This is a genomic window from Bradyrhizobium sp. U531, assembly GCF_051710265.1.
In the GTDB taxonomy this organism is placed as follows: domain Bacteria; phylum Pseudomonadota; class Alphaproteobacteria; order Rhizobiales; family Xanthobacteraceae; genus Bradyrhizobium.
Window position 1 is genome coordinate 103,174 of sequence record NZ_JASVEN010000011.1, and the last position, 25,162, is coordinate 128,335.

Sequence of the window (25,162 nt, forward strand, 5' to 3'; positions counted from 1 at the left end):
TGGGAGCGCTTTCGAACCCTATGGACGGCGCGTCGCCGAGTTTGCATGAGCAGCGTCGCCCGATTTTGCTCCGTAATCGCGCGGCAGGTCCCCATCAGCTTCCCTGGTGGTGCGATCAAGGCGCAGGGGATGAGCCGCGCCGGCTGCTGCGATCATGTCCGCGGTACGCGCCGACCCCGCTGATTTCACTTCCCGGCGTGGCCGAACAATTGGGCGTCGCGGAAGTGTGGATAAAGGACGAAACGCAGCGGCTCGGCATTGGGAGCTTTAAAGGTCTGGGCGGCGCCTATGCCGTCCTGAAAATGGCCATGGAGCATGCTCGGCGGTGTACCGGGCGGGCGATCTTGCCTGCCGAATTGCTCGAGCCTGGCGTGCGTTCGTTGCTTTCAGCGCTGACTTTTTCCTGCGCCTCGGATGGCAATCACGGTCGCTCCGTGTCGGCCGGGGCGAGGCTCATCGGGGCTCGGGCCGTCGTCTATCTCCACGAAGGCGTTACCGACGAACGTGCTGCTCATATCTCCCGACTAGGCGGCACCATCGTACGGGTCGCTGGAGACTACAATGACTCTGTCGAAGCGGCCGCAAAAGCCGCGCATCAGGACGGTTGGATCGCCGTTCCCGATACGGTTGGGCCTGGGGAAGATGAGAAGGCCTGCACTTTCGTGGTCCAGGGTTATGCGGTCCTCATTGACGAGATCATGGCGGCGGCCAACGGGCCCGAAGCATCTTTTACACACGTGCTGGTTCAGGCCGGTGTCGGCGGACTTGCTGCAAGTGTTTTCGGGCACGGATGGGCATGCGGACTGTTCGGCGCGGAAACACAATTGTGGATCGTCGAGCCCGAACGATCGGCATGCCTGTACGAGAGCGCCCGTGCCGGAGAGCCGGTCCGGCTTCCGCCGGGACCGGCCACGAACATGTCCATGCTCGAATGCCAAAGTCCTTCGCTGCTCGTGTGGCCGATCATAGACTCTCTGGCGACCGGCTTTATTGCGGTGACAGACGAAGAGGCCGCCGACGCGGTGCGTCTCCTGAACACAGGGACGTCCGGAGATCCTGCACTGCGGGTGGGGGAATCGGGAGCTGCGGGACTAGCGGGTCTGATAAGAGCCGCGGCAGGTAGGGGGCAGGACAAGCCGGTCGTCGACCGCACGTCCAGAGTGTTGCTCTTCGCAACGGAAGGTCCGACGGATCTCTCTGCCTGGAGCGGGAGTCGGTAGCGAGGGCCGAGCGTCAATGATTGTCGAGATTGACGCGAGTCGTGAACTTGACGGTCTGCATGGCCACAAAGGTACTAAACGACTTGATATTCTTGTCCGGAAAAAATGCTCTCTCCGTAAATGCCCCGTACTCTTCCATCGAGCCGGTGTTCACGACAAGTATGAAGTCGGCCGATCCGGTGACGTAATAGCATTGCGTGACCTCGGGATAGGCGCTCATGCGGGTCTTGAAGGTATCAAGGAGATCGAGATGTTCGTGCTCGAGTGCCACCAGCACGATCGATGTAACCCGCGCTCCCGCGACTGACGGCGAAACGATCGATACATCGGACATGATGGCGCCGGATTCGCGAAGTCGACGCAACCGACGCAGGCAAGAGGTCGGCGAAAGGCCAACACGCTCGGCGAGTTCTTCGGAGGTCTGTTGATTGTTCTCCTGGAGCAACATCAGCAGCTTGAAGTCAAGGCGGTCAAGATCCGCGCGTCCGTTAGCCACTCAAGAATCCCTTAAAATGCAGTTATTCGGCGTTGATGGCACCGAAAATGGCGAATTTCGTCTCCCGGGTGTCAGAATATATGCATGGACAGTTTTTGGGCAAGCTATTGAGGAGGATCAACGATGGTTAACATCGTAAGGCGGCGAATTCTTCAGGGGACTGCACTGGCGGGGGGACTGGCTGCGGCGCGATCTCTGCTCCCCGCGCCAGCTATTGCTCAAATTCCGAAAGGATCCGGCGAGGTCGTGGTCTACGACGGCGGCGGATCATGGGGAGAGGCGAAGCGGATTGCCTATTTCGAGCCCTTCGAGCGCGAGACGGGCATCAAGGTGATCGCTCAGCCGCGAACCGATACGGGTGCCGTCCGGGCGAGCGTTCTCGCGGGAGCACCTCGCTACGACGTTACCATCCTGCCCGGTGGCAAAGCCCCCACTTTTGAGCGGGACAATCTTCTGACGCCGATCGACTACGGCTATTTCAACAGATCCGACATCGACGGGTTTGATCCGATCAAATTGGGCAAGTACACGGTGCCGGCCATCGTCTACTCACTATTTATCGCCTTCGACTCGGCGAAATTCACGTCCGACGCACCGAACTCATGGGCGGACGTCTGGGACGTCCAGAAGTTCGCAGGACGACGTTCGCTGATGGCGGGTACATGGGCGTCCGATGGCGGCACGTTCGAAGCTGCCCTTATGGCGGATGGTGTGGATCCGACAAAGCTCTATCCCATCGATTGGGATCGCGCGTTCAAGAGCCTCGGCCGCATCAAGCCCAATATCGTCAAGTGGTGGAACAACGGCGCCGAGGCGCCGCAGTTGATCGTCGACAAGCTCATCACGGCTGGAAGTGCCTGGAACGGTCGCGTGTCAGCAGCCAACGAACAGGGCGCGAAGATCGGCTACACCTGGAATCAAGGCTTGCTGCAATATGATTGCTGGGTCGTGCTGAAGGGCGCGAAGAACGCGGACAATGCGTTCAAGTTCCTCGCTTTCGCCTCTCGCGCGGAGAACCAGGCCAAGTTCGTTCAACACATTCTCTACGCTCCGCCCAATTCGCAGGCCTTCAAGTTCGTTCCTCCGGAGCGCGCCAAGCTTCTTCCGACGTCTCCGGAGGCGCGCAAGCAACAGATCGTGCAGGACTATGCGTTCTGGAATTCGCAGGTCGATGGAAAGGCGAATACAGAAATCGCGGTGGCGCAGTGGGAGCGATGGCTGTCGGGCGGACGGTAGGCTACGGTGTTGATCGAGGGCACGACGATGTCGAGCACCAGCAGCGACCGCACGAGGCGGGAATGGCTCATTCCCGTCCTGCTGCTGCTCCCGATCGCGGCGCTGTTTTTGATCGGTTACGTTTTCCCGATCTCACAACTCGTTCTCAAGAGCGTTCAATCCGAGAGTGGCTGGACACTCAAGAACTATTCCGAGATTGCCAGCTCATCTTCGTTCTTCTGGATCGTCTTGAAGACTCTCAAGCTCGCCGCAACTGTCACGACGATCTGCCTGATTGTCGCATATCCATTGGCTTACACCATTTCTCGTTGTTCACCGAGAGTGGCGACATCGCTGCTTCTCGTCGTCACGCTGCCGTATCTGACGAGCGTTCTCATTCGTACCTACGCCTGGATCGTGCTGCTTGGCCCAAGCGGCCCGATCAACAAGATGCTGCTGAACGTCGGCCTCATCTCCGAGCCCCTGCAGATGGTCTTCAACTCTGCCGGCGTCTATATCGGAATGGTCCAGGTCCAACTCCCCTTGATGGTGTTCCCGCTGTATGCGGCGCTCGTCCGCATTAATCCCAGTCTGACGAATGCCGCACAGAGCCTGGGCAGCCCTCCCTCCGACGCATTCCTGCGTGTGACGCTGCCGGCCTCCATGCCGGGCCTCGTCAGTGGGTGTACGCTCGTGTTCCTGTCTTGCCTCGGCTTCTACATCACGCCTGAACTATTGGGGGGGCCCGACGACTATCTTATCGCGCAGGGAATTAGCCTGCGGGTTCTGATCCTCGGCAATTTCAATGAAGCGGCGGCCCAATCGTCCGTGCTGCTGATTGCAGTCATTCTTATATTCTTGGTGTTCCGGAACCGAATTGCGGATGAGCTCGATGACCGTCCGCAAGGAGGTGCGGGGATTTCGTCAGACCGTGCTGCCAGCGGTCTGAGCTTGGCGCATCCGCTGGCAGGACGCTTGTCCTCTGCACTTCACGGTGTTCTCCTGCGCTCGCATGAATTGCTGTCGCTCGTCCGCCGGCCTCTCCTGTTTTTCTGCGCCGGCCTGGCTATTCTGCTGCTTGTCCTGCCGTTCGCGATCGTAGTGCCGCTTGCATTCAGTGACGCTCCATATCTGACGTTTCCTCCACCGGCCTACTCACTTCGCTGGTTCACCCGTCTGTTCGGCAACAGCCAGTGGCTGGACGCACTGAGCTTCAGCCTGCGCTGGGCGGGGTTCTCGGCCCTGTTGAGCGCCCTCGTGGGCATTCCTGCCGCCTTCGCATTGGTTCGTCATCGCTTTCCCGGCCGGCTTCCCATCTACCTCCTTCTGATCTCGCCTTTGATCATCCCCCACGTCGTGATGGCCGTTTCGCTCTTCTTTGCCTTTGCGAAGTCTCCCCTGATCGGGTCGCCGCTCGCATTTGCGCTCAGCTACACGCTCATTGGTGCTCCCTATGCCATCGTCGTGATGGTCGCCGGGTTGAAGCGATTCGATCGTACTCTGGAGCGTGCAGCGGCGAGCCTGGGCGCAGGTCCATTGACGACCCTGAGAACGGTGACGCTCCCATTGCTGCTGCCCACCCTCGCGAGCGCGGCCATATTCGCTTTCATCGTCGGGTTCGACGATGTGGTGTTCGGTCTCTTCCTGAGCGGGCCGTCTGCGACACCGCTGCCGATGAGAATGTGGGACAACATTCGACTGGAGATCAGCCCTCAAATTGCGGTTATCGCCGTCCTGTTCCTGGTCGTCCTCGCGGCCCTGTGTCTTCTACGCCTCTTCGTTGGCGCGGCCCTCAAGGGCCGACAGGATCGGGCCGCGGTTCGAGCCGGGCATGGTTAGAGGGTTGAGAGAATGTCTAGCTTGAAGTACCTGGGAATGCGGTCGAGGCGCTCGATTATCCGTTGAGGCCCCCCAGCGTTTCATTTTTGTGGAGAAGCGAACATGACGAGGGACCTCACATTCTCTCTCGATGAGTATAAGAGCCGCCTGAGCAGCTTGCAGCTGCTCATGAAGGAGCGTGGCTTCGACTGTCTAATCCTCGACGAACCCGAGATGATGGCCTGGCTTTCGGGCTACACCGTCTCCGAAAATCTCTGGCGGGCCTGCATCGTGCCTGCATCCGGCCAACCATTCCTTCTGGTTCGCAAGCTCGATATTCCGCCGGCTCGGCAGCGTAGCTGGTTCGAGGCCATCGTCGGCTTTGGCGATTGGGAGGATCCGTTGACCGTCCTTGTCGATGCTTTGCGGAGGGGGCGGATCGCCCATTCGCGCATCGGCGTCGATTTCCAATCGAACTCGTTCACGGTGCTGCGCTATCAAACGCTTTGCCGACTCCTCCCGGATTCCGTGATCGGGGACCTGGAGCGCTCCGCATGGGACCTCAGGCGATGCAAGTCGGCCGAAGAGATCGCACATATGAAGCGGGCTGGTGGGCTCCTCGACAGCGCATTGGCAAGGACGGTCAGCGAGGTCGCTCGGGGAAGAAGCCAGCGCGACGTCGCTGCCGCGGCCGCAAGCGCCTATTATCAGCTCGGGTTCGACGATGGCTTCGTTGGTCCGCTCAATGTCGGATCCAGTTGGGATTCGCTGCACGGCTTCCTGGAAGAACGCCCGCTAATCGACGGCGATATCGTTCATATTGAGCTTTTGCCGCGCCTGCGCTTCTACACCATTCGGATCATGCGTTCGGTTATCGTTGGGCGCGCCACGGCTGCACAAAAGCAGGCGGCCGAAACTCTCATCGAACTGCAGGATCGCCAGATTGCCGCCCTCGTCCCGGGGGCCGTCGCAGCCGACGTCGATCGCATCGTGCGAAAAGGCGTCGTGGCGGCCGGGCTGAGAAGTAGTTACGACAATATCACAGGCTACACGCTCGGCGTGACCCCGCTGGTGTCTCAGCATACCAGCGATCTCCATCGTTGCTTCACGCCACGTTCGGACTGGGTGCTCGAAGAGGGCATGGTCTTCCATATGTACACCTCGGCCGCCGGTCTTTCCATCAGTGATTCCGTCGTCGTGACAAACAGTGGCGGCGAGCGGCTGACCAAGACGCCACGTCAGATCTTCGAGACGGACGCGACATGACGATCACCGCGGACATGACCAACGAGCTTTCGCCGACCCGCGCGGGCCATGCGAAACCGCGGCGCGGCGCCGTATCGATCGACGTGCTGTCAAAGAGCTTCGGCAGCGTAAAGGCTGTCGACGGCGTGTCGTTGTCCATTGAGGCGGGAGAATTCGTGGCCCTGCTGGGGGCCAGCGGGTCCGGCAAATCGACGCTTCTCATGATGATCGCCGGTTTCGAGACGCCATCCTCTGGGGATATCAAGCTGGACGGCGCGCGGATCAACGATCTGCCAAGCCATCGTCGTGGCTTCGGCATGGTGTTCCAGAACTATGCGCTGTTTCCGCATATGACAATTGCCGAGAACATCGCTTATCCCCTGCGCAGGCGAGGCCTGGGCGGCTCCGATGTTGAGCGGGAGGTCGCAAACGCATTGAAGCTCGTCGCGCTCGACGGATATGGAGCCCGCCTTCCCAGCCAGCTGTCAGGTGGACAGCAGCAACGTGTCGCACTGGCTCGAGCCCTGGTGTTCCGCCCGCCGCTCTTGCTGATGGACGAGCCGCTCGGAGCGCTGGATCGAAAGCTTCGCCAGCAGCTCCAGATGGAAATCAAGCTCATTCACAAGGAGGTGGGCAGTACCATCATCTTCGTGACCCACGATCAGGAAGAAGCTCTCTCCATGGCGGATCGCGTGGCGGTTCTCGATCGCGGTCGCTTGCAGCAATTCGGCCTGCCGAGGAATCTTTATGAGGAGCCGGCCACGGCCTTCGTCGCGGACTTCATCGGCGAAATGAACTTTCTGCCGGTCGAGCTTGGCCGGTTTGGCGACGCCGTCGCCGCGAACAGCGCCGATCTCGGGCAGCAGATGATCTTGCAAAGAGAAAGAGTCTTTTCGCATAGCGATCGAGGTCGGCTCGCGGTGCGGCCCGAATACATTCGTCTTGAGGCGCACGACGACAGCAATGCGACCGTCCTTGAATCGGCCTATACCGGTACAAACCAAACCGTCCTGGTGAGAATTGGCGGGCTGAGGCTGACGGCACGGACTCCGGCAGTTCCTGGGCTGCCTCTGTTTCAATCCGGTCAACATGTGCGGGTCTCTATCGACACTGCCCATACACGGGTGTTCGCGGCCGAGCCGTAGTTTACCGAAGCCGTCGAAGTTTGAAGGAGCATCTCAAGATGAGCCGAACGGCAGCAATCGAGGGCGCAACTGATCAGCTCAGGTCCGGTGCCCTGCGGTCGACGCTCGCGCAGCTGGTCGCGAGTGCGAAGGCGCGTACGGGGCAAGGACACGAGGCCGCCGGCGGTGGACTGATCGACGCTGTTCTGCGTCGCTGACGCGCAGAAAATGCCGTTCCTTTGGGCGTTGTGCCCATGGAGTGACCGCACTGCCGAAAGCCCTTTTCCGCGAAGCCCCTTGCGCATTTTCTAAGTTTGCGTGGATCGCCGTTGCGAACACGATGAAGCGGAACGGGGGAGCGGCAAGGGGGCCCATGCTTGAACTGATCATCGCGCTGGCCTTCAACGGTCTGGTCTGGGGATTGATCGTCGCTCTCATCGCGCTCGGTCTCTCCATCATTTTCGGCCTGCTTGATATCATCAATGTCGCCCATGGTGACTTCTTCATGGTCGGAACAGTCCTGGGATTGGTCATCTCGACCAGCACCGGGTTTTGGATCGCCCTCGTGCTGGTGCCGGCACTTGGCTTTCTGCTCGGCTGGGCGGTCGAGCGAATGGTGGTGCGTCCGACCAAGGGGCCGCCTGCGCTAACCATCGTGATCACGTTCGGGCTTTCGATGATACTTCAGGAGGTGGTCCGCGCGACCTTCGGACCTCAGCCGCGACGTATGACGCCGCCGGTAGAGGGCACGATCCACATTTTCGGCATCGACTACGAGATCTATCGTGTCGTTGCCGCCGTCTTCGCCGCCAGCGCGATCTGCCTGTTCTTCCTGTTCCTGATGCGCACGAGGCTTGGCACGTGGATCCGTGCGGTACGTCATGACCGCGAGACGGCAACCGCGCTCGGCATTCCCGTAACACTGGTCTGCGCGTTCACGTTTGCGCTCGGAACTGCCTTGGCATTGCTTGGTGGGGCGATCGCGGCACCTATCACGACGGTGGAGTTTCGGACCGGTGTCGACATCCTCCCGGCCTGTTTCATGGCGGTCGTGATTGGAGGATTGGGCAATCTGCAAGGCACGGTGGCTGCGGCGGTCCTCGTGGCGGTTCTCGAGGGGGTGGTATCAAGCTTCGCCGACCCGACTGTCGCTCGAATTGCCTCGCTCGCCCTGATGAGCACGGTGCTTCTGGCCCGCCCCCACGGCTTGTTCGCTGGAGCAAGCCGATGAATGCGTCATCGCGTCGACCTGCCGCGACATCCATCGCGGCCTTCGGATTGGTGTCCGCGCTTGCGCTGGTGCCGATACTCTTTCCGATGTTCGGTGCCAATTTCTGGATCAACGTCGTTGCGGAGATCCTGATCTGGTCCTTGCTTGCCGCGAGCGTCAATCTTCTGCTCGGGTATGTCGGCCTGCTCTCGTTCGGGCAAGCTCTCTATTTCGGCGTCGGCATGTATGGGGTTGCAATCGGCATTTCAAAGCTCGGGCTCGGACTGTGGCCAGCGCTGGGGCTCGGGGTGGCCGCCGCGACACTGATGGCCGCCTTGGCAGGTGCACTCGCTGTTCGGTTGACGTGGCATTATTTCGCCATCATCACCGTCGTCTTCTCGTTGATCTTCTATTTTATCGCTATGTCGGCGAAGGAGCTAACGGGTGGCGATGACGGTATCAACTTTTCCGCACCGCCCCTTTTTGCGTCCGCCGGGCTCAGCCTTTCCGATCGCACCACGCAATACTACTTCATCCTGCTGGTCACGCTGGCCTGCTACATCCTGGTCGCGCTGGTGGTTCGGTCGCCGCTTGGGCTTCGGTTCGCTGCCGTCCGCGAGAACGAAAGCCGGGCGCGGCTTATCGGCATCAATGTCTATTTGACACGGTGGCTGGCCTTCGTCATGGCGGGGGCGCTCGCCGGAATCGGAGGAGGCCTGTTCGGCCTTTTCGGCCGATACGCTTCGGCCTCGTACATGTTCTACCACGTCTCTGGTGAAGCTGTCGTCTGGGCGATAGTGGGAGGTGTCGGCACGCTGCTGGGGCCTCTGCTAGGCACCGCGTTGCTGATTGCGTTCCGTGAGGTGATGTCGGGCATTTGGGAGAATTACCTGATTGCCGTGGGCGCGATCACGATCCTGGTCGTAATGTTCGCACCACAGGGAATGGTCGGCGCTTTTCAGGCCATTTGGAGCCGAGCAACCGGCATCAAGCCGGATTCGACGGAGGAGCGATGATGGAAAGCGCTCTCTCCATCCGGAATCTCTCAAAGAAGTTCGGCGGGCTCCTGGCCGTCAACTCCGTTGATCTGGATTTTCGCTTCGGACAATTGCACGCCCTCATCGGTCCGAATGGCGCGGGCAAGACGACGTTGTTCAATCTCGTCACCGGGATCATCAGGGCGGACGAAGGTCAGGTCATTTTCGACGGGCAAGACATCGTGGGTCTCAAGCCGCATCAGATAGCGGCGAGGGGCATATCGCGAACCTTGCAGGTCAAGAGCGTCTTCTTCGGGCTCAGCGTGATAGACAACATCCGCGTTGCGGTCATGACCCACGAGAAGATCACCAACCCGTTTCGACCGGCAGCCGGGTATCGACGCGTCACAGAACGCGCCGAGGAAATCATGGCTGAGGTGCAACTCACACGGCAGGCCAAGCGTCTTGCCGGCACATTAGCGTATGGAGACGTGGCGCTTCTCGAGATCGCGCTGGCACTCGCCAATTGCCCGAAGCTCCTGCTGCTCGACGAGCCGATCTGCGGCATGAGCCCGGCGGAGACCGAACGTACGGTCGCGCAGATCGTGGCGCTCTCGAAGTCGATGCAGATCATCCTGATCGAGCACGACATGGAGGTCGTGTTCGGAATCGCCGATCACATCACGGTACTGGCCGCAGGCGCGGTTCTTGCGCGCGGAACACCGCGGGAGATATCTGCCGATCGACAGGTGCAGGAAGCCTATCTTGGCGCAGCCGAGGAGGCAACATGAGCCCGGTCCTCAAGGTTTCTGCGCTGACGGCTGCAATCGGGCGAGTGCCGGTTCTGCACGGCGTGAATCTCGAAGTGCGCGCCGGTGAGACCGTCGCGCTGCTCGGCCGCAACGGCGTTGGCAAGACGTCGACGTTGCGGGCCATTCTTGGGCTGCTGCCGCGTCGGGCGGAGGCGGTAACGTTCAACGGAACAGATCTCAGGCGAATTGCTCCTCACCGTCTCTCAAGTCTCGGCATCGGCTATGTCCCGCAGGGGCGGGGCATCTTTCCGCTGCTGACGGTGGAGGAAAATCTTTACCTTGGCCTGCGCGGATTGCCGGATCCGGCGCTGGTCAACGAGATCTACGGTCGATTTCCGCGCCTTGCGGAGCGACGGACACAGGCCGCCGGAACGCTCTCGGGCGGAGAGCAGCAGATTTTGGCGCTCGGCCGCTGCCTGATGCGGCGCCCCTCGCTGATCCTGCTTGATGAGCCGACCGAAGGCATCATGCCGAAGCTGGTCGCGGACATCAGGCGCGAAATCGCCGCCATCGCCGCTCGCGGGGTTTCGGTGTTGCTCATCGAGCAGAACTTGCGAACCGCGCTCAACCTTGCCGGGCGCATTTATCTGATGGAGAAGGGAGTCGTCGTCCACGAGGCGACTCCGGAGCAGCTCAAGAGCGACCCCAGTACCATTCATCGCTACCTCGGCGTCGCACTGTAGCGACGGCATTCTCAGGAGAGACAATCATGGCGCCAAAGGATACCAAGAGTGGGTCGGCATCGGGAAAGTCCCGCCGCAGCTTTCTTGCTCACGCCTTCGCAGGCGGAGTCGCCGCGGGAACCTCATACCTCGGCCTGACGAAGGATCTTTATGCGCAGGCGAGCGGCCCGATCGTGCTCGGAAATCATTGCGAGCTCACCGGCGGTTTCTCCTCCTGGGGCTACTGGCACGACAAGGCCGTCAAGGCGGCGGTCAAGCTCGTGAATGAGCAGGGTGGAATCGCCGGCCGCAAGGTGGAATTGGTGACCGAGGACACCGAGTCCAATCCGGCGACCGGCAGCCGCAAGCTTCGATCGCTCATCGACCGCAGCAGCGCCGGCTTCATCATCGGATCGGTCCATTCGGGCGTGATGCTGGCATCCGTGCCGATCGCTACCGAGATGAAGACCATTTACTTTTCGGCCGGCGAAGCGACGGAGGTCACCGGCGAAAAGGGGACCCGCTACTCGTTCCGTACAGGCACGGACACCTATGCCCTGGCAGCAGCGGGAGCCCCTTGGGCGTTTGCCAACCTGGGAAAGAACTGGACCATCATTTCCCCCGACTATGCCTGGGGACATAGTCACTATCAGGAGCACAAAGCGGTCATCGAGAAGCTTGGCGGTAAGGTCAATCCACCGATCTTCGTGCCGCTCGATGCGAAAGACATGGTGCCCTATCTGGCGAAGATCCCTCAGGACACCGAGGTGCTGTTCTCCGTCTTCTTCGGAGCGCTGTCCGTCGCTTTCTATACCCAAGCCAAGAACATGGGCCTGGAGAAGACGATGCGAATGTATTCTGTCTGCGGCACCATGGAGGCGATTGCCCCGGCCGACTTGCAGGGGGCGGCAGAGGGCGTCTATCTCGTCGAGAACTTCCCGCGCATGTTGTCCTACAAGGACGACGCCTTTCACAAGGAGCACAATGCCCGGATGGAGATCGATGATGTCGATGCACGGGAAAAGTCCTCGAGCCGTGTGATGGCAAAGAGTCATGCCTGGCAGAGCTGGGAAAATGTCTTCGCTCTCAAGCGGGCAATCGAGCTCAGCGGCTGGAAGTCGAAGAAGGATGACCCGCTGGTGATCGAGGCGCTCGAAGGGCTGTCGATGGACAACTCCATCGGGCATCCCCAGGGCGCCAAGAGCCTGCGCAAGCAGGATCATTCCGGCCTTGTGGATTGCTACATCTCCCGGGTCGAGAGCGGCAAGTTCGAGGTCAAGCAGCACGTCTCAAAGGACGATCTGGCGCTGCTGATGCCGCCGCGCGTCGACCTGTCGAAGCTGCCGCTCTAGCGGCTGCATTCGGTGCGTGTCCATTCCTCCGGGGCCGTAGTTCTCGGGGGGCACCGGCAGAAAATTGCAGGCGTTTGTGCGCAATTTTGGCGTGGGCCGCGTGAACACCGATGTTACGATCTTGTGCCGGATATTTCGACGGAGGAACGCAGATGCGTGACGCACCCCATGATCACCGCTTCATCGGCAACCTTTGCAGTTGCGGCGAACACGCTTCGGCGCAGCCGAGCGTCGAGGAAGCGATATCCGATGGCGTCCAGGAAGCGCTCCTGCATGGCCTGTTTCCGCAGTCCATGTTGCGGCGGGAATTGCTCCGGACCGTAGGTGCCGGCGCGCTCATTGGAGCGCTGTCCAGCATCCTCCCCATCGACACCCTGAAGGCGATCGCCCAGGAGCGCAAGCCGCTCGAAAAGACCAAGATTGCCGTCGGCTTCCTGCCGATTACCTGTGCTGTCCCGCTGATCTACGGCGAGAAGCTCGGCAGCTATAGCAAGGAAGGCCTGGAGGTCAGCCTTCAGAAAATCGCCGGCATTGCCCTGATCCGCGACAAGATGCTCAACGGCGAGCTGGACGTCTCGCAGCAGGTCATGCCCGTGCCACTGACGATGACCGCGGGGCTCGGCGGCAACGTCCAGTCGATCAAGGTGCTTACGATCCTGAACCAGAACGGCAATTCGCTCGTGCTCGCCAACAAGCACAAGGACAATCGGGATCCCAAGAACTGGAAGGGCTTCACCTTCGCGGTCCCGTTCGAGCAAAGCCATCAAACGCTGCAACTTCGCAACTACCTGGCGTCCGCTGGTCTCGATCCGGACCAGGACGTCAAGTATCGTATCGTTCCTCCGACCGAGTACGTGGCGAGCCTCCGTGTCGGAAGCATCGATGGCTTCTTCGGCGGTGAGCCGGGCGGTCAGCGGGCCGTCTACGAGGGAGCGGGTTTCATTCATCTGATCTCGAAGGAGATCTGGGACGGACATCCCTGCTGCTCGGTCACGGCGGCTGAAAGCTGGGTCCAGCAGAACCCGAACACGTTCATGGCCTTCTACCGCGCCATCATCGCGGCCAGTCTTCATGTTTCGAAGCCGGAGAATCGCGCCGGCATGGCGAAGGTGCTGTCGGAGCCGCAATACCTCAACGCGCCGGAGATCGTGGTTGAGCAGGTGTTGAGTGGCACTTATGCGGACGGCCTCGGCGCCATCAAGAAGGATCCGCGCCGGGTCGACTATCAGCCGTTCCCACAATACTCAGCAGCAGTCTGGCTGATGACCCAACTTCGGCGTTGGAACATGCTGAAGGAGGACGTTGACTACAAGGCGCTCGCCGAAAAAGTGATGTTGGCAACGGATGCCGCGCGGATCATGCGCGAACAGGGTGCCACTCCGCCGTCGGTGGGCTTCGGTACCGAGAAAATCCTCGGGAAGGAGTTCGACTCGAGCAAGCCGCAGGAATACCTGGCTTCGGTGAGGAAGCCGGGGTGATGAACGGGGCGTCAAGCTGGCTGCGGCAGCCCTGGGTATCGTCGGTCGCAATCTTCGTCGTGTTTGTTTGCATTTGGGCCTGGTTTACGTCCGCTCCCGCGGGCAACATCAGCGCTGCCGACGCCGAATACGCCCGTCTTGCCGGGCAAAGCGCGCCAGGTCAGCAAGCCGGTGCGATCCCTTCGCCGTGGGCGGTCGCGCTCCGCGGCTCGGAGCTGATCACACATGCATTCGATCGCGACAATCCCAACAATCTGGGCATCGCATGGCACCTGACCTACTCCATGGGCCGGGTGGCCTTGGGTTTCACGTTGGCGCTGCTCGTCGCGGTTCCGTTGGGATTTGTCCTGGGATTGTGGCCGGCATGCTACCGCGCACTCGATCCATTCATCCAAATTCTCCGGCCGGTGTCGCCGCTCGCGTGGATGCCGCTCGCGCTCTATACATTCCGCGACAGCACCGTTTCGACTATCTTCATCATCTTTATCTGTGCCGTCTGGCCGATGTTGATCAGCACGGCGACCGGGACCGCTTCGGTCCGCGCAGAGTGGGTCAACGTGGCGCGCGTATTCGGTCTTCCCAGGCTCGAGTACGTCGCCCGCGTGGTCTTTCCATCGAGCGTGCCCATGATCCTGTCGGGCATGAGAATCTCGATCGGCATAGCCTGGTTCGTCATCGTTGCCGCGGAGATGGTCGGCGCGCAGAGCGGGATCGGCTATTTCATCTGGAACGAATGGAATAACCTGCAAATAGCAAGCATGATCGTTGCCATCGTCCTCGTCGGCGGAATTGGGTTGGCGCTGGACATCATGCTCAAGCGTATCGGCGAAAGCCTCAGCTTCCGGGAATAGGACGATGGCGGATCTCGAGATCAACGATGTATCGATGTCGTTTGTCGATCGGTCCGGCAAGGGCCTTCTGGCGCTCGATAGGATATCGCTGGCGATCGAGCACAGCGAGTTCGTCTGTCTGATCGGGCATTCCGGCTGCGGCAAGAGTACTTTGCTCAACATCGTGGCGGGGCTCCTGGCGCCCAGCAAGGGAACACTGCTCTGCGCCGGGGCACCGATCTCGGGGCCGGGGCCGGAACGGGCGATGGTCTTCCAAAGCCACGCTCTCCTGCCGTGGATGACCTGCTACGAAAACGTCCATATTGCCGTCAAGCAGGCGTTCAAAGGGGCGTCGCAATCAGAATTGAAGGACCGGGCGGAGCAGGCGCTGAAGCTCGTTCACCTCGAACACGCGATCAACAAATATCCGTTTGAGGTTTCCGGTGGAATGAAGCAGCGGGTAGGCATTGCTCGGGCATTCGCGGTCGAGCCCAAGGTCCTGTTGCTGGACGAGCCGTTCGGCGCGCTCGACGCGTTGACGAAATCAAGCCTTCAGGACGAACTGGTTCGGATCGTCGAGAAGACACGAACCACGGTTGTTATGGTCACCCACGACATCGACGAAGCGATTTTCCTGAGTGACAGGATCGTGGCTCTCTCGAACGGACCAGCGGCCCGGATCGGCCGGATTTGGGAGATCGATACTGCACGCCCCCGCGATCGGCTCAAACTGGCGACGGATGCCGGGAGTATTCACTACCGAAAAGAGATTCTGGAATATCTGTACAAGAGAGAACGGGCGCCGCAAGACGTTGCCGAGAGCTAAGGAGAAACTCGCTCGCGTTTGCCGGGTTGTGCACGTCGAAGGCAATCGGCGGTTGACGCCTTAGTCCTAGCACCAGCGACCTCGCGGGATCCGTCAGTGCTCGGACGAACTCCTGTGGCGCCCCGTCGCGGGCTCCCGGCGCAAACTTCACTTTAGACACCTTGAAAGCGGCTGCAAGAGATTGTTTCATCGGGCGCCCGGTGGCCACCTGCCGGATAGAATGAATTTGGTATAGTCCGAAATTTGCGGCGCGCGGGCGAATGTTTGATTGGAACGATCTGAAGTTCTTCCTTGAGCTTGCGCGGCAAGGCCGGTTGATGCCGGCCGCGCGGCGTCTCAAGGTTGACCACACGACTGTCAGCCGGCGCATCTCCGAGCTCGAGCGGGATCTCGGAATCAAGATTTTCGATCGCAAGCCAAATGGGTTCGTGCTCACGGAGGACGGCCACAAGCTCTACCAGGCAGCCGAGAAGATCGAAGGTGCTGCCCTGGTGATAACGGAGGATTTTCGCGCGGCCCCAACCGAGCCAACCGGTCGTGTGCGGCTTACGAGCATGGAGGGTATTGCCGCCTTTTACCTGGCGGAAAAGCTGGTCCAGTTCAACGAGAAGCACCCGGGCGTGGTGGTGGAGCTGGTTACCGAGAGGCATCTGATCAACCTGACCAAGCGCGAAGCGGATGTCTGCATCAGCTTCGTTCCTTTGGCCGGTCCGAGGCTATCGGTCAAGAAAGCGGGCGAGTTCAAGCTCGGGCTGTTCGCGTCGTCCAAGTACATCTTGGAGCGGGGGGCTCCGGCCACGATGGAGGAATTGAAGCGTCATGATTTCATCGACTATGTCGACGACCTTGTGGCGATCCAGCCGGTGCAATGGCTGCACGACGTGCTGGTGCCGGAAAGCGTGGTCTTTCGGTCGACCAGCATGGCTGCCCAGCAGAATGCAATTGCCGTAGGGCGCGGCATCGGCCTTCTGCCCTTCTTCTCGGCGAAGAAGGATCCCCGCCTCGTGCGTCTCATGAAGGACATTGTCGTTACGCGATCTCTGTATATCTCAGTCCATGAGGACATCGAATATATGGGCAGGGTGCGCACATTGCTGCGTTTCCTTCATGAGATACTCAAGACGGACAGGGCCTTCCTGAACGACTTCGAGTGATCCAATTCGTGCAAGGTCATTTGCGGGTTTCCCTCGCACGGCTTCTTCAGAGATATACTAGAATACTGGCGCTCAGGGAGCGCGGCGATGGCGGACGACTTTACGTACAAGGTGCGCGGTTTCTTCGGCAGGATTCCGTTGGAGCCCCATCAACTGGTGGATCGCCTGACCCCGACCGAAGGCTGCATCGTTCTGTGCCACCTCGGCGTTCTTGAAGTTGCCAAGGGGGATGATTGGAAATTGGAGGTCGGCGGATTGGTCGAAAGGGCCGCCAGTTTCTCCGTTGGTCAACTCAAGACGTTTCCGAGGACCGAAGTCGTGTCGGTGCATCAATGTGCGGGCAGCCCGCTCACGCCCGACAAGCCGACACAGCGGATCTGCAATGTGCGCTGGGCGGGCGTTCGCCTGGATTATGTGCTCGGATTGGCGGGTGCGGAAAGGAGCGCAAATTTCCTTTGGTCGCATGGTGCGGATTCTGGCGAATTCGGGGGCCTGGAGTGCGGAAACTACGTCAAGGATCTACCTCTGTCGCGCATGTCCGACGACGTCTTGTTGGCCTACGAGATGAACGGAGCGCCGCTTCTTCCTGAGCACGGGTACCCCCTGCGGCTCGTGGTCCCGGGCTTCTACGGCACGAACAGCGTCAAATGGCTCCGCAAGGTCGAGCTGCACCCGGAACGGGCACCCGGGGTATTCACCACAAAATGGTACAATGACCCCGAGCCGGACGGGTCTATCCGCCCCGTCTGGGAGATCGCCCCCCAATCCGTCGTCGTATGGCCGAAGCCCGGCAGCCATTTCAACGGTGACGACCTTGTGCAGGTCTGGGGATGGGCCTGGGGGGACGATGGCATTGCTACCGTCGAGTTGAGCTTCGACGAGGGACGGACTTGGCAGGAATGCCGATTGGAGAAGCCGCCGGGGCGGTCATGGATAAAGTTCGTCTGTGATTGGTCCGCAGAAAAGGGATGCACCGGCCTCATGTCCCGGGCGACATCTCGCTTGGGGGAGAGCCAGCCGCCAGACGGGCGGCGCAATGCGATTTATCGGGTGCCGATCTCGGTCGTCTGAAGACGCGCAACCGCTCGTGCAGATTTTCCGCGTTCGCGCCCTTTCGACGAAGGACTAACCTGGAGCGCCAGAAACGGAGAGGATCGTCTCAAATGCCTTCAAATTTGCCGCGCTTTAAGGCTGCCGCATGCCACACGTCTTCAGTCTTCCTGGATGCGGCCAAGAGCGCAGAAAAGGCGTGCGACCTCATCGCAGAGGCGGCCCGCAACGGGGCCTCATTGGTGGCTTTCCCGGAGTCCTTCATCCCCGGATTCCCCGTATGGGCGGCGCTGCAGGCGCCAATCATGTCGCATGACTTCTTCAGAGCGTTGTCGGCGCAGGCCTTGCGGCTCGACAGCCCCGAGTTGACGAAGATCAGAATGGCCGCCAAACGCCATGGCGTCGTGGTCTCTGTCGGCTTTACGGAGGGAACGGTTGCAAGCCTCGGCTGCATCTGGAATTCCAACCTGTTGATCGGCGACGATGGTGCGGTTTTGAACCATCACCGCAAGCTTGTTCCAACCTTCTACGAGAAATTGGTCTGGGCAGCTGGAGATGCACGCGGACTGCGCGTCGCCGAGACGTCTGTCGGCCGCGTCGGCATGTTGATTTGCGGAGAGAATACCAATCCGCTCGCGCGCTATTCGCTGATGGCGCAGGGCGAGCAGGTGCATATCTCGACCTACCCGCCGATTTGGCCGACCCGGCCGTCCAAGGAGAAGGGAGGGTATGACCTGCGCAAGGCGATCGAAATCCGGGCCGGAGCTCATTCGTTTGAAGCGAAATGCTTCAATATTGTTTCGTCCGCGTGCGTCGATGTGGGTATGAGGGATGCACTCGGTCAGGCGAATCCAGCAATGCTGGACATGATCGAGGGGACTCCGCATGCCGTTTCGATGATCCTTGATCCAACCGGACAGATCATCAGCTCGGTCCTCTCGGAAAGCGAAGGTATTGCGTACGCTGATATCGACGTCGCGCATTGCGTCGAGCCGAAGCAATTCCACGACGTCGTGGGCTACTATAATCGTTTCGATGTGTTCTCCCTGACGATCGACAGGTCACACCGCGATCCAGCGGTCTTCATCGAAAGTGAGCGACGCGAGCTTGCGGACAACGCGGCGCAGCCGCGGGAAATGCTCAGGCCGGTCGACTTTGAGCGTCTTGCGGCCGATTGAGCGGTCAGGGGGCAGATGAGGCGCTGTCCAAGCGACCTGTTAGAGGTGGTTACCGAGCGGTGGCGTCTGTTCCATCTTCGGCTTCAAGGATGCGCTCCCGAAGACGCGATGCCGCTCGCGCTCCCAGACTTGGCGAGAGATTTGTTCTTGGCAGCGGCGAAGCCTCTGGAGTGGACACGGCAAGAAAGCTATTGGGTTATACGGCAGCGCCAGTCAGGCCAACGACGGGAATTTCTCCAACTCGTCATATCAATCGGTCCAGACAAGAGCAGCATTGAGGCCGCCATTCTGCAATACGCGTCGCAGCCAGAGGCGATCGAGGACCTTCACGCGGCCACGGAGCCGCGCCGACAGGAGCTGTTGAGCCGCCTCAATCTGGCTCCTAATGGTACGGCCGCACTGGTCCGGACGCGCGAGGATCTCTTGGGGACGGATCGGCAAAGAATCGTCTCTACAGGTTGTAAATACAGTTTCTGCTGCGGGGTCGTCGGCACCAGCGCACTTCCCGCCGGGCCGCTCGACCTGGGCCCTGACGCCAGCCAGCGTTGCCGAATACGAGGCGCGGCAGGGCAGGTTTTCAAAGGTGAACGAACCGATCATGCGGCCGTCTCTTTGATGGGATAATCGACTTGGAAGCGTCCGATCCGCAAGTCGCCAAGCGCCTCGCGGACGCGCAAATGTTCGGGGTGGTTGGCATAGGCGGCGAGCGCGGCCTGGTCGGTGAATTCGGAGAAAAGCACCACGTCGCAGGCATAGTCGACCGCGCTGACGTCGACGCCGATCTCGATATGGGTGAGGCCGTCGATCCGGCCCTTGAGGCCCTCGAACAGGGTCTTGACCTTCAGCCGAGCGGCCGAGCGCTCCTCCGGGGTCTCCCCGCGCAGCCGCCACATCACGATGTGCCTGATCGGGCCCGACATTTCCTGATTTCCTCGTCAGCCAATCTGCTTTGTTGAGGTCATTTTGCCTTGCAGAAAGCGGGAATAAAGGTCAAATTTTGTAAGTCTCTTTTCCTACTTCAGCAAAAATGGACCGGCTGCGCCAACTCGAAGTGTTCGCCAGAATCGCCGAACTCGGCAGTCTATCCAAGGCCGCCGAAATCCTACGGATGTCCAACGCGGCGGCGAGCGGGCATCTCAGCTCGCTGGACGAGCGGCTTGCGGTGCGGCTGATCGATCGCAATACGCGCCAGCAATGGTTGACCGAGGCGGGGCAAGAGCTGTTGCAGCGTTGCGTACCAGAACCGTATCAAGTTGCCCGCCAAGACCATAGGGGCCTCCGACTTTCTGATACCCAGATCCGCGAGCATTCCGAGCCGCGCATCTGGATCGATGCGACGAAGTGAGCCACATTCTCAAGCTCAGACGGCTTCACAGAAGGCACATCCATTGAAAGCCAGGACATCCGGCACCGCATGGCGGCATGCCAACATCGGTCGCCTGCTCAACAACGCGGTGCGGCGCTTCGAAGGTCGTGTGCTCGAACTGATGAGCGAGAAGGGGCACGACGAAACGCGGATCGCGCATGTCGGCCTCACGCGCAATCTCGACGTGGAGGGGACCAGACTGACAGAGCTCGCCCGCCGCGCCTCCATGAGCAAGCAGGCGATGGGCGAGCTGGTCGATCAATGCGCCGAGCTCGGCCTGGTCGATCGGATCGCCGATCCGACCGACCGGCGCGCGCGCATTGTCATGTTCACGCCGGCCGGGCGCAAATGGCTCGATGCGTTCCGCGATGCGGTCGACGTCGCTGAGCTGGAGATGCGCGCCGAGCTCGGCAAGGCCGCGATGGACACAATTCTGAAGGGCCTTTCTGTCTATGGCGCAGAGTTCGACACGCTCGACGACAACAAATAGTCAGGCAACTTGACGATCTCGTCAGGCGACCTTACCATGCAGGATAATGCTGGTAGGGAGAAGCGTCTTGGAAACAGGTCTGACGGCCTCGGTGCTCATCGCGGGGGGGGGCCCTTGCGGTCTGATGCTGGCCAACGAGCTCGGCCGGCGCGGCGTGTCCGCGATTCTGGTCGATGAGAAGCCGGGCACCGCCTTCAATCCGCAAGCCAATGCGACGCAGGCGCGCTCGATGGAGCATTATCGGCGGCTGGGGTTTGCCGACGAGATCAGGCGCGAAGGCCTGCCCGCGGATTATCCGACCGACGTTGCGTACTTCACGCGCTACACCGGTTACGAGCTGGCACGATTCCAGTTGCCGTCGTCGTCGCGCGCGAGCGAGCTCGTCAAGGGCATGTCGGGCTCCTGGAGCGCGGCCGAGCTGCCGCATCGGGTCTCGCAAAAATATGTCGAGGCGGTGCTGCGCCGCCACGCCGAACGAATCCCCGGGGTAAGGCTCGACTACGGCCGCCGGCTGATCGGCTATGTCGAGAGCGACGACGGCATCGTTGCTGACGTCGAACGTCTCGATGACGGCAGCCGCTTTCAGGTCCGGGCCGACTTCCTGGTCGGGGCGGACGGCCCGCGCTCGATGGTGCGGCAGTCGCTCGGGATCGTCTACGGCGGCGAAACCGGAGCGCAGCGTGATTTCATGGGCGGCCGCATGCTGGCTGTGTATCTCCGCTCTCCGGAGTTCTACGCCAGCATCCCGCACGCCAAGGCGTGGATGTACAATTGCTTCAACGGCGACCGCCGTGCCTTCATGGCATCCGTGAACGGTCGCGACGAATTCGCGTTTCACACGCAGCTTCGCCCCGGGGAAGACGAGAGCGCGATCACAATCAACGAGGCCAAGGCCGCGTTCCAGCGCGCCTGCGGCACGCCGATCGACTGCCAAGTGTTGTCGTTCCTGACCTGGACCGCCGGTCACGCGCTGGTCGCGAACGGCATGCAGCGGGGCAGGGTGTTCCTCGGCGGCGACGCGGCGCATCTGTTCACGCCGACCGGCGGGCTCGGCTACAACACCGCGATCGAGGACGCGGTCAATCTCGGCTGGAAGCTCGCAAGCGTCGTCAAGGGCGTGAGCCCGGCCGCGCTGCTGGACAGCTACGAGGTCGAGCGGCGTCCGGTGGCGCTCCGCAACACCGACTATGCGCGGCGCTTTGCCGACTCGCTCGGTCTGTTTGCGCCCGCGCCTGACATCGAAGACGCTACGGACAAAGGCAGCGAAGCGCGGCGGACGGCCGGTGTCTATCTCGAGCAGCACGCGCGTGCCGAATTCAACATCCCCGGCGTCACCTTCGGCGGGCGCTACGACGGCTCGCCGATCATCGTCTCCGACGGCAGCCAGCCGCCGCCGGACGCCGCGAACGTCTACGTTCCCAGCGCTTGTCCCGGCGGCCGCGCGCCGCATGCGTGGTTGGACGATGGCGTCTCCTTGTACGACCTGTTCGGGTTCGAGTGGACGCTGCTCCAGTTCGGCGAGGTCATGTCCGTTCCCGCGTCATTCGCCGAGACCATCCGCGCGATCGGGGTCGATGTGAAACTCGTCACGCTGCCGAAATCCCTGCGCAATCTCTACGAGGCGGATCTCGCCCTGATACGCCCGGACCAGATCGTGGCCTGGCGCGGCAGCGCGTCACAGGCCGGGATGATCGGACGCGTCCTTGCCCGCGCACTCGGACACAGCGCGAGCGACGGCGCGCGCCTGGCAAGCTGATCGACTCTCGCCGTCGCATCCGATCAACGGCTGCGCGGCCAACAACAAAAAAAACGACAATGACACCGGAGGAGGAAACCGTGACGACAAGAGCATTGGACGACTACGACGATCATGCCGCCGCCGCCACTGCCGGGCAGACAGCGAGCAGCCGCCGGCGAATCCTGATCGCCGGCACCATCGGCACCGCGATCGAATGGTACGATTTCTTCATCTACGGCCTGATCGCGCCGCTGGTGTTCGACCAGCTGTTCTTTCCGAAGTTCGACCAGCTCACGGCGACCATTGCGGTGTTCGCAACGTTCTCCGTCGGATTTTTGGCGCGTCCGCTCGGCGGACTGGTGTTCGGTCATTTCGGCGACCGCCTCGGCCGAAAGTCCGTCCTGCTGTGTACGCTGCTCATGATGGGGCTTGCGACCATGTCGATCGGACTGTTGCCGACCTACGCCAGTGTGGGCGTGGCCGCGACCGTCGCGCTCGTCGTGCTGCGTTTTCTTCAGGGCTTTGCGCTCGGCGGCGAGTCGACCGCGGCGATCCTCATGGCGATCGAGACGGCGCCCGGACATCAGCGCGGCTTCTCGGCCGCGGTAATCCAGGCCGCAGGACCCGTCGGTGTCGTGCTCGCCTCGTTTGCGGCGCTCACGATTTCACGGCTGCCGGAAGCGGACCTGCTGTCATGGGGCTGGCGCGTGCCGTTCCTGATCAGTGCGGTGCTGGTCGCGCTCGGGGTCTACATGCGCCTGCGCATCGAGGAGAGCGCGACGTTCCGCGAAGCGAAGGTGACTGAAGTGGCGCCTGTGGTCGAAGCCCTGAGGGAGCACTGGCGACCGATCCTCATCGTGTTCTTCGCCGAGATGGCGCAGACTTCCTATTTCTATCTGACCGCCATCTTCACCATCTCCTTCGCGACCCGTCAGCTCGGCGTCCAGAAGGATGTCATCACGCAGGCCGTGCTGTTCGCCAATCTCGTCGGGCTCGTTGCGATGCCGCTCATCGGCATCTGGTCCGACCGCATCGGGCGAAAGCGTCTGTTCCTGGCCGGTGTCGTGCTCGCAGCCATCTCGATGTTTGCATTCTACGGTGTGGTCGCGAGCCGCGACACGATGCTGGTGACGGGCGCGGTGATCCTCGCCGCGGGGGTGATCCATCCGCTGATGTTCGGCAGCGAAGGGAGCTATTTCCCCGAATTGTTTCCGACCCGCATTCGCTTCACCGGCGTGTCGATCGGAAAGCAGCTCGGGACGGTGCTGGGCGGCGGCATCGCGCCGCTGGTCGCCACCAGCCTGTTTGCGCAGACGGGCTCAACCTACGCGATCACGGGATACTACGTCGCGCTCGCGCTTGCGGCGATGATTGCGCTCGGCTTCGCGCGTGAAACCGGCAAGTCGCGGCTGCTCGGCTGAGCTTGGCCACAACACCAGGGAGGTTTTCATGGACGTCAGTCTTCTCGTCAACGGGCAGGATCAGGCCGCTTCCGGCGGCAAGGTGTTCGAGCGGCGCAATCCGCTGTCGCAGGAAGTCGCAAGCCGCGCGGCCGCTGCCACGGCTTCCGATGCCGACGCCGCAGTGGCGGCGGCTTCCGCCGCATTGCCAGGATGGTCGGCACTTGGCCCGAATGCGAGGCGAGCCCTGTTGCTGAGGGCCGCAGATGCGCTTGAGGCCAAGCGCGACGCCTTCGTCCGGATCATGATGGCCGAGATCGGCACGACGGAGATCTGGTCGGCCTTCAACGTCAAGCTCGCGACCGGCATGCTGCGCGAAGCGGCGTCGCTCACCACGCAGATCGTGGGCGAGGTGATCCCGTCGGACAAGCCGGGATGTCTCGCCATGTCAGTTCGCCAGCCGGCCGGCGTTTGCCTCGGCATCGCACCGTGGAATGCGCCGATCATTCTCGGCGTGCGCGCCGTGGCGACGGCGCTTGCCTGCGGCAATTCGGTCGTGCTCAAGGCCTCCGAGATTTGCCCGGGAACGCACCGGCTGATCGGCGAGGTCTTCAAGGACGCAGGCTTTCCGCCCGGCGTCGTGAATGTCCTGACCAACGCACCGCCCGACGCGCCCGCTCTGGTCGAGCGCCTGATCGCCAATCCTGCGGTGCGGCGGATCAACTTCACCGGCTCGACCCGCGTCGGCCGCGTCATTGCCGAACTCGCCGGTCGCCACCTCAAGCCGGTGCTGCTCGAGCTTGGCGGCAAAGCGCCTCTGGTTGTGCTCGACGATGCCGACCTCGATGCCGCCGTCGCGGCAGTCGCGTTCGGCGCTTTCATCAATCAGGGCCAGGTTTGCATGTCGACCGAGCGCGTGATCGTCGACGAGGCAGTAGCGGCCGCCTTTGTCGAGAAGCTTGCGGAGAAAACGGCTGCGCTTCCGGCCGGCGACCCGCGCCACGGTCCGGTGGTGGTCGGCTCGATGATCGACGAGGCGCCGGCCAAGCATGTCGTTGCACTGATCGACGACGCGATCGCCAAAGGCGCCGTCAAGCTCGCGGGCGGCGACCGGATTGGCACGGTCGTCCCGGCCACCGTGCTCGACCGCGTGGTGCCCGGCATGCGCATCTACACCGAGGAGAGCTTTGGTCCCGTCGTGTCGGTGGTCCGCGCGCGTGGCGTGGACGAGGCCGTGCGGCTCGCCAACGACACGGAGTATGGCCTTTCGGCTGCCGTGTTCGGCCGCGACGTCGCGCGTGCACTGACGGTGGCGCAGCGTATCGAAAGCGGCATCTGCCACGTCAACGGCCCGACCGTGCATGACGAGGCGCAGATGCCGTTTGGCGGCGTGAAGGGATCGGGCTACGGCCGCTTCGGCGGCCAGGTCGGCATCGCCGAGTTCACCGATCTGCGCTGGATCACCATCGAGACGCAGCCGCAGCACTATCCCTTCTAACCGCGCCGCAAGCGAAGCCCACC

The 25,162-nt window shown here is 61.5% G+C and carries 22 protein-coding genes and 3 pseudogenes; 22 read left to right on the top strand and 3 right to left on the bottom strand.

Annotation, left to right across the window (positions count from 1 at the left end; all coding sequences use genetic code 11):
* Nucleotides 1-20 precede the first annotated feature (20 nt).
* Nucleotides 21-1,220: a diaminopropionate ammonia-lyase gene (locus QRQ56_RS33920; RefSeq protein ID WP_438745767.1), complete on the top strand. Its 1,200-nt coding sequence runs from the start codon at nt 21-23 to the stop codon at nt 1,218-1,220.
* A gap of 13 nt (nt 1,221-1,233) precedes the next feature.
* Here QRQ56_RS33920 and QRQ56_RS33925 read toward each other — a convergent pair whose 3' ends face one another.
* Entirely contained in the window at nt 1,234-1,716 is a 483-nt protein-coding gene (locus QRQ56_RS33925) for an Lrp/AsnC family transcriptional regulator (RefSeq protein WP_438745769.1), read from the bottom strand.
* Nucleotides 1,717-1,839: 123 nt separating this feature from the next.
* On the opposite strand from QRQ56_RS33925, the gene QRQ56_RS33930 reads away from it, so the two are divergent.
* The 16 genes and pseudogenes from QRQ56_RS33930 to QRQ56_RS34005 all read left to right on the top strand — a co-directional run.
* The gene (locus tag QRQ56_RS33930) at nt 1,840-2,952 is read left to right on the top strand and encodes an ABC transporter substrate-binding protein (protein WP_438745770.1); all 1,113 of its coding nucleotides are present in this window, start codon (nt 1,840-1,842) and stop codon (nt 2,950-2,952) included.
* A gap of 9 nt (nt 2,953-2,961) precedes the next feature.
* A complete protein-coding gene (locus QRQ56_RS33935; protein ID WP_438745771.1) occupies nt 2,962-4,770 on the top strand; it encodes an ABC transporter permease subunit in 1,809 nt (602 codons plus the stop codon).
* Between the two features lie 102 nt (nt 4,771-4,872).
* Nucleotides 4,873-6,015: a M24 family metallopeptidase gene (locus QRQ56_RS33940; RefSeq protein ID WP_438745772.1), complete on the top strand. Its 1,143-nt coding sequence runs from the start codon at nt 4,873-4,875 to the stop codon at nt 6,013-6,015.
* The gene (locus QRQ56_RS33945; RefSeq protein ID WP_438745773.1) at nt 6,012-7,139 is read left to right on the top strand and encodes an ABC transporter ATP-binding protein; all 1,128 of its coding nucleotides are present in this window, start codon (nt 6,012-6,014) and stop codon (nt 7,137-7,139) included. The genes QRQ56_RS33940 and QRQ56_RS33945 overlap by 4 nt, the downstream gene beginning before the upstream one ends.
* A 352-nt stretch (nt 7,140-7,491) precedes the next feature.
* Nucleotides 7,492-8,349, top strand: a complete 858-nt coding sequence (locus QRQ56_RS33950; RefSeq protein ID WP_438745774.1) for a branched-chain amino acid ABC transporter permease — start codon at nt 7,492-7,494, stop codon at nt 8,347-8,349.
* Nucleotides 8,346-9,344, top strand: coding sequence for a branched-chain amino acid ABC transporter permease (locus tag QRQ56_RS33955; RefSeq protein ID WP_438745776.1), 999 nt, complete (start codon nt 8,346-8,348; stop codon nt 9,342-9,344). The genes QRQ56_RS33950 and QRQ56_RS33955 overlap by 4 nt, the downstream gene beginning before the upstream one ends.
* Nucleotides 9,341-10,096 carry an ABC transporter ATP-binding protein gene (locus QRQ56_RS33960; RefSeq protein ID WP_438745777.1) on the top strand — a complete coding sequence of 252 codons (756 nt, stop codon included), beginning with the start codon at nt 9,341-9,343 and terminating at the stop codon, nt 10,094-10,096. Before QRQ56_RS33955 ends, QRQ56_RS33960 begins: the two co-directional genes overlap by 4 nt.
* Complete coding sequence (locus tag QRQ56_RS33965; protein WP_438745779.1) at nt 10,093-10,800, top strand: ABC transporter ATP-binding protein; 708 nt, start codon at nt 10,093-10,095, stop codon at nt 10,798-10,800. The genes QRQ56_RS33960 and QRQ56_RS33965 overlap by 4 nt, the downstream gene beginning before the upstream one ends.
* 26 nt (nt 10,801-10,826) lie before the next feature.
* Nucleotides 10,827-12,131 carry an ABC transporter substrate-binding protein gene (locus QRQ56_RS33970; RefSeq protein WP_438745780.1) on the top strand — a complete coding sequence of 435 codons (1,305 nt, stop codon included), beginning with the start codon at nt 10,827-10,829 and terminating at the stop codon, nt 12,129-12,131.
* 152 nt (nt 12,132-12,283) lie between these two features.
* Nucleotides 12,284-13,609 (top strand): CmpA/NrtA family ABC transporter substrate-binding protein, encoded by a 1,326-nt coding sequence (locus tag QRQ56_RS33975; protein ID WP_438745782.1) that lies wholly within the window; start codon nt 12,284-12,286, stop codon nt 13,607-13,609.
* Complete coding sequence (locus QRQ56_RS33980; RefSeq protein WP_438745783.1) at nt 13,609-14,460, top strand: ABC transporter permease; 852 nt, start codon at nt 13,609-13,611, stop codon at nt 14,458-14,460. The genes QRQ56_RS33975 and QRQ56_RS33980 overlap by 1 nt, the downstream gene beginning before the upstream one ends.
* A 4-nt stretch (nt 14,461-14,464) precedes the next feature.
* Nucleotides 14,465-15,265 (top strand): ABC transporter ATP-binding protein, encoded by an 801-nt coding sequence (locus tag QRQ56_RS33985; protein ID WP_438745784.1) that lies wholly within the window; start codon nt 14,465-14,467, stop codon nt 15,263-15,265.
* 260 nt (nt 15,266-15,525) lie between these two features.
* Nucleotides 15,526-16,419 (top strand): LysR family transcriptional regulator, encoded by an 894-nt coding sequence (locus QRQ56_RS33990; RefSeq protein ID WP_438745785.1) that lies wholly within the window; start codon nt 15,526-15,528, stop codon nt 16,417-16,419.
* Nucleotides 16,420-16,506: 87 nt separating this feature from the next.
* Complete coding sequence (locus QRQ56_RS33995) at nt 16,507-17,490, top strand: molybdopterin-dependent oxidoreductase (RefSeq protein ID WP_438745786.1); 984 nt, start codon at nt 16,507-16,509, stop codon at nt 17,488-17,490.
* A 92-nt stretch (nt 17,491-17,582) separates the two neighbouring features.
* Nucleotides 17,583-18,647: a carbon-nitrogen hydrolase family protein gene (locus QRQ56_RS34000; protein WP_438745787.1), complete on the top strand. Its 1,065-nt coding sequence runs from the start codon at nt 17,583-17,585 to the stop codon at nt 18,645-18,647.
* Nucleotides 18,648-18,755: 108 nt separating this feature from the next.
* Nucleotides 18,756-19,019, top strand: a pseudogene (locus QRQ56_RS34005) (malonyl-CoA decarboxylase N-terminal domain-containing protein); the annotation flags it as partial.
* Between the two features lie 98 nt (nt 19,020-19,117).
* Here the strand turns inward: QRQ56_RS34005 and QRQ56_RS34010 are convergent.
* Both QRQ56_RS34010 and QRQ56_RS34015 read right to left on the bottom strand, forming a co-directional pair.
* A pseudogene (locus tag QRQ56_RS34010) lies at nt 19,118-19,247 on the bottom strand (maleylacetate reductase); the annotation flags it as partial.
* Entirely contained in the window at nt 19,244-19,567 is a 324-nt protein-coding gene (locus QRQ56_RS34015) for a Dabb family protein (protein WP_438745789.1), read from the bottom strand. The pseudogene QRQ56_RS34010 and the gene QRQ56_RS34015, both read right to left, overlap by 4 nt.
* Before the next feature lie 107 nt (nt 19,568-19,674).
* On the opposite strand from QRQ56_RS34015, the pseudogene QRQ56_RS34020 reads away from it, so the two are divergent.
* The 5 genes and pseudogenes from QRQ56_RS34020 to QRQ56_RS34040 form a co-directional block, all read left to right on the top strand.
* Nucleotides 19,675-19,878, top strand: a pseudogene (locus tag QRQ56_RS34020) (LysR family transcriptional regulator); the annotation flags it as partial.
* A 157-nt stretch (nt 19,879-20,035) separates the two neighbouring features.
* Nucleotides 20,036-20,503 carry a MarR family winged helix-turn-helix transcriptional regulator gene (locus tag QRQ56_RS34025; protein ID WP_438745790.1) on the top strand — a complete coding sequence of 156 codons (468 nt, stop codon included), beginning with the start codon at nt 20,036-20,038 and terminating at the stop codon, nt 20,501-20,503.
* A 46-nt stretch (nt 20,504-20,549) separates the two neighbouring features.
* Nucleotides 20,550-22,259, top strand: a complete 1,710-nt coding sequence (locus QRQ56_RS34030) for an FAD-dependent oxidoreductase (protein ID WP_438745791.1) — start codon at nt 20,550-20,552, stop codon at nt 22,257-22,259.
* An 80-nt stretch (nt 22,260-22,339) separates the two neighbouring features.
* Nucleotides 22,340-23,662: an MFS transporter gene (locus tag QRQ56_RS34035; protein WP_438745793.1), complete on the top strand. Its 1,323-nt coding sequence runs from the start codon at nt 22,340-22,342 to the stop codon at nt 23,660-23,662.
* A gap of 28 nt (nt 23,663-23,690) precedes the next feature.
* Entirely contained in the window at nt 23,691-25,139 is a 1,449-nt protein-coding gene (locus QRQ56_RS34040) for an aldehyde dehydrogenase (protein ID WP_438745795.1), read from the top strand.
* Nucleotides 25,140-25,162 lie beyond the last annotated feature (23 nt).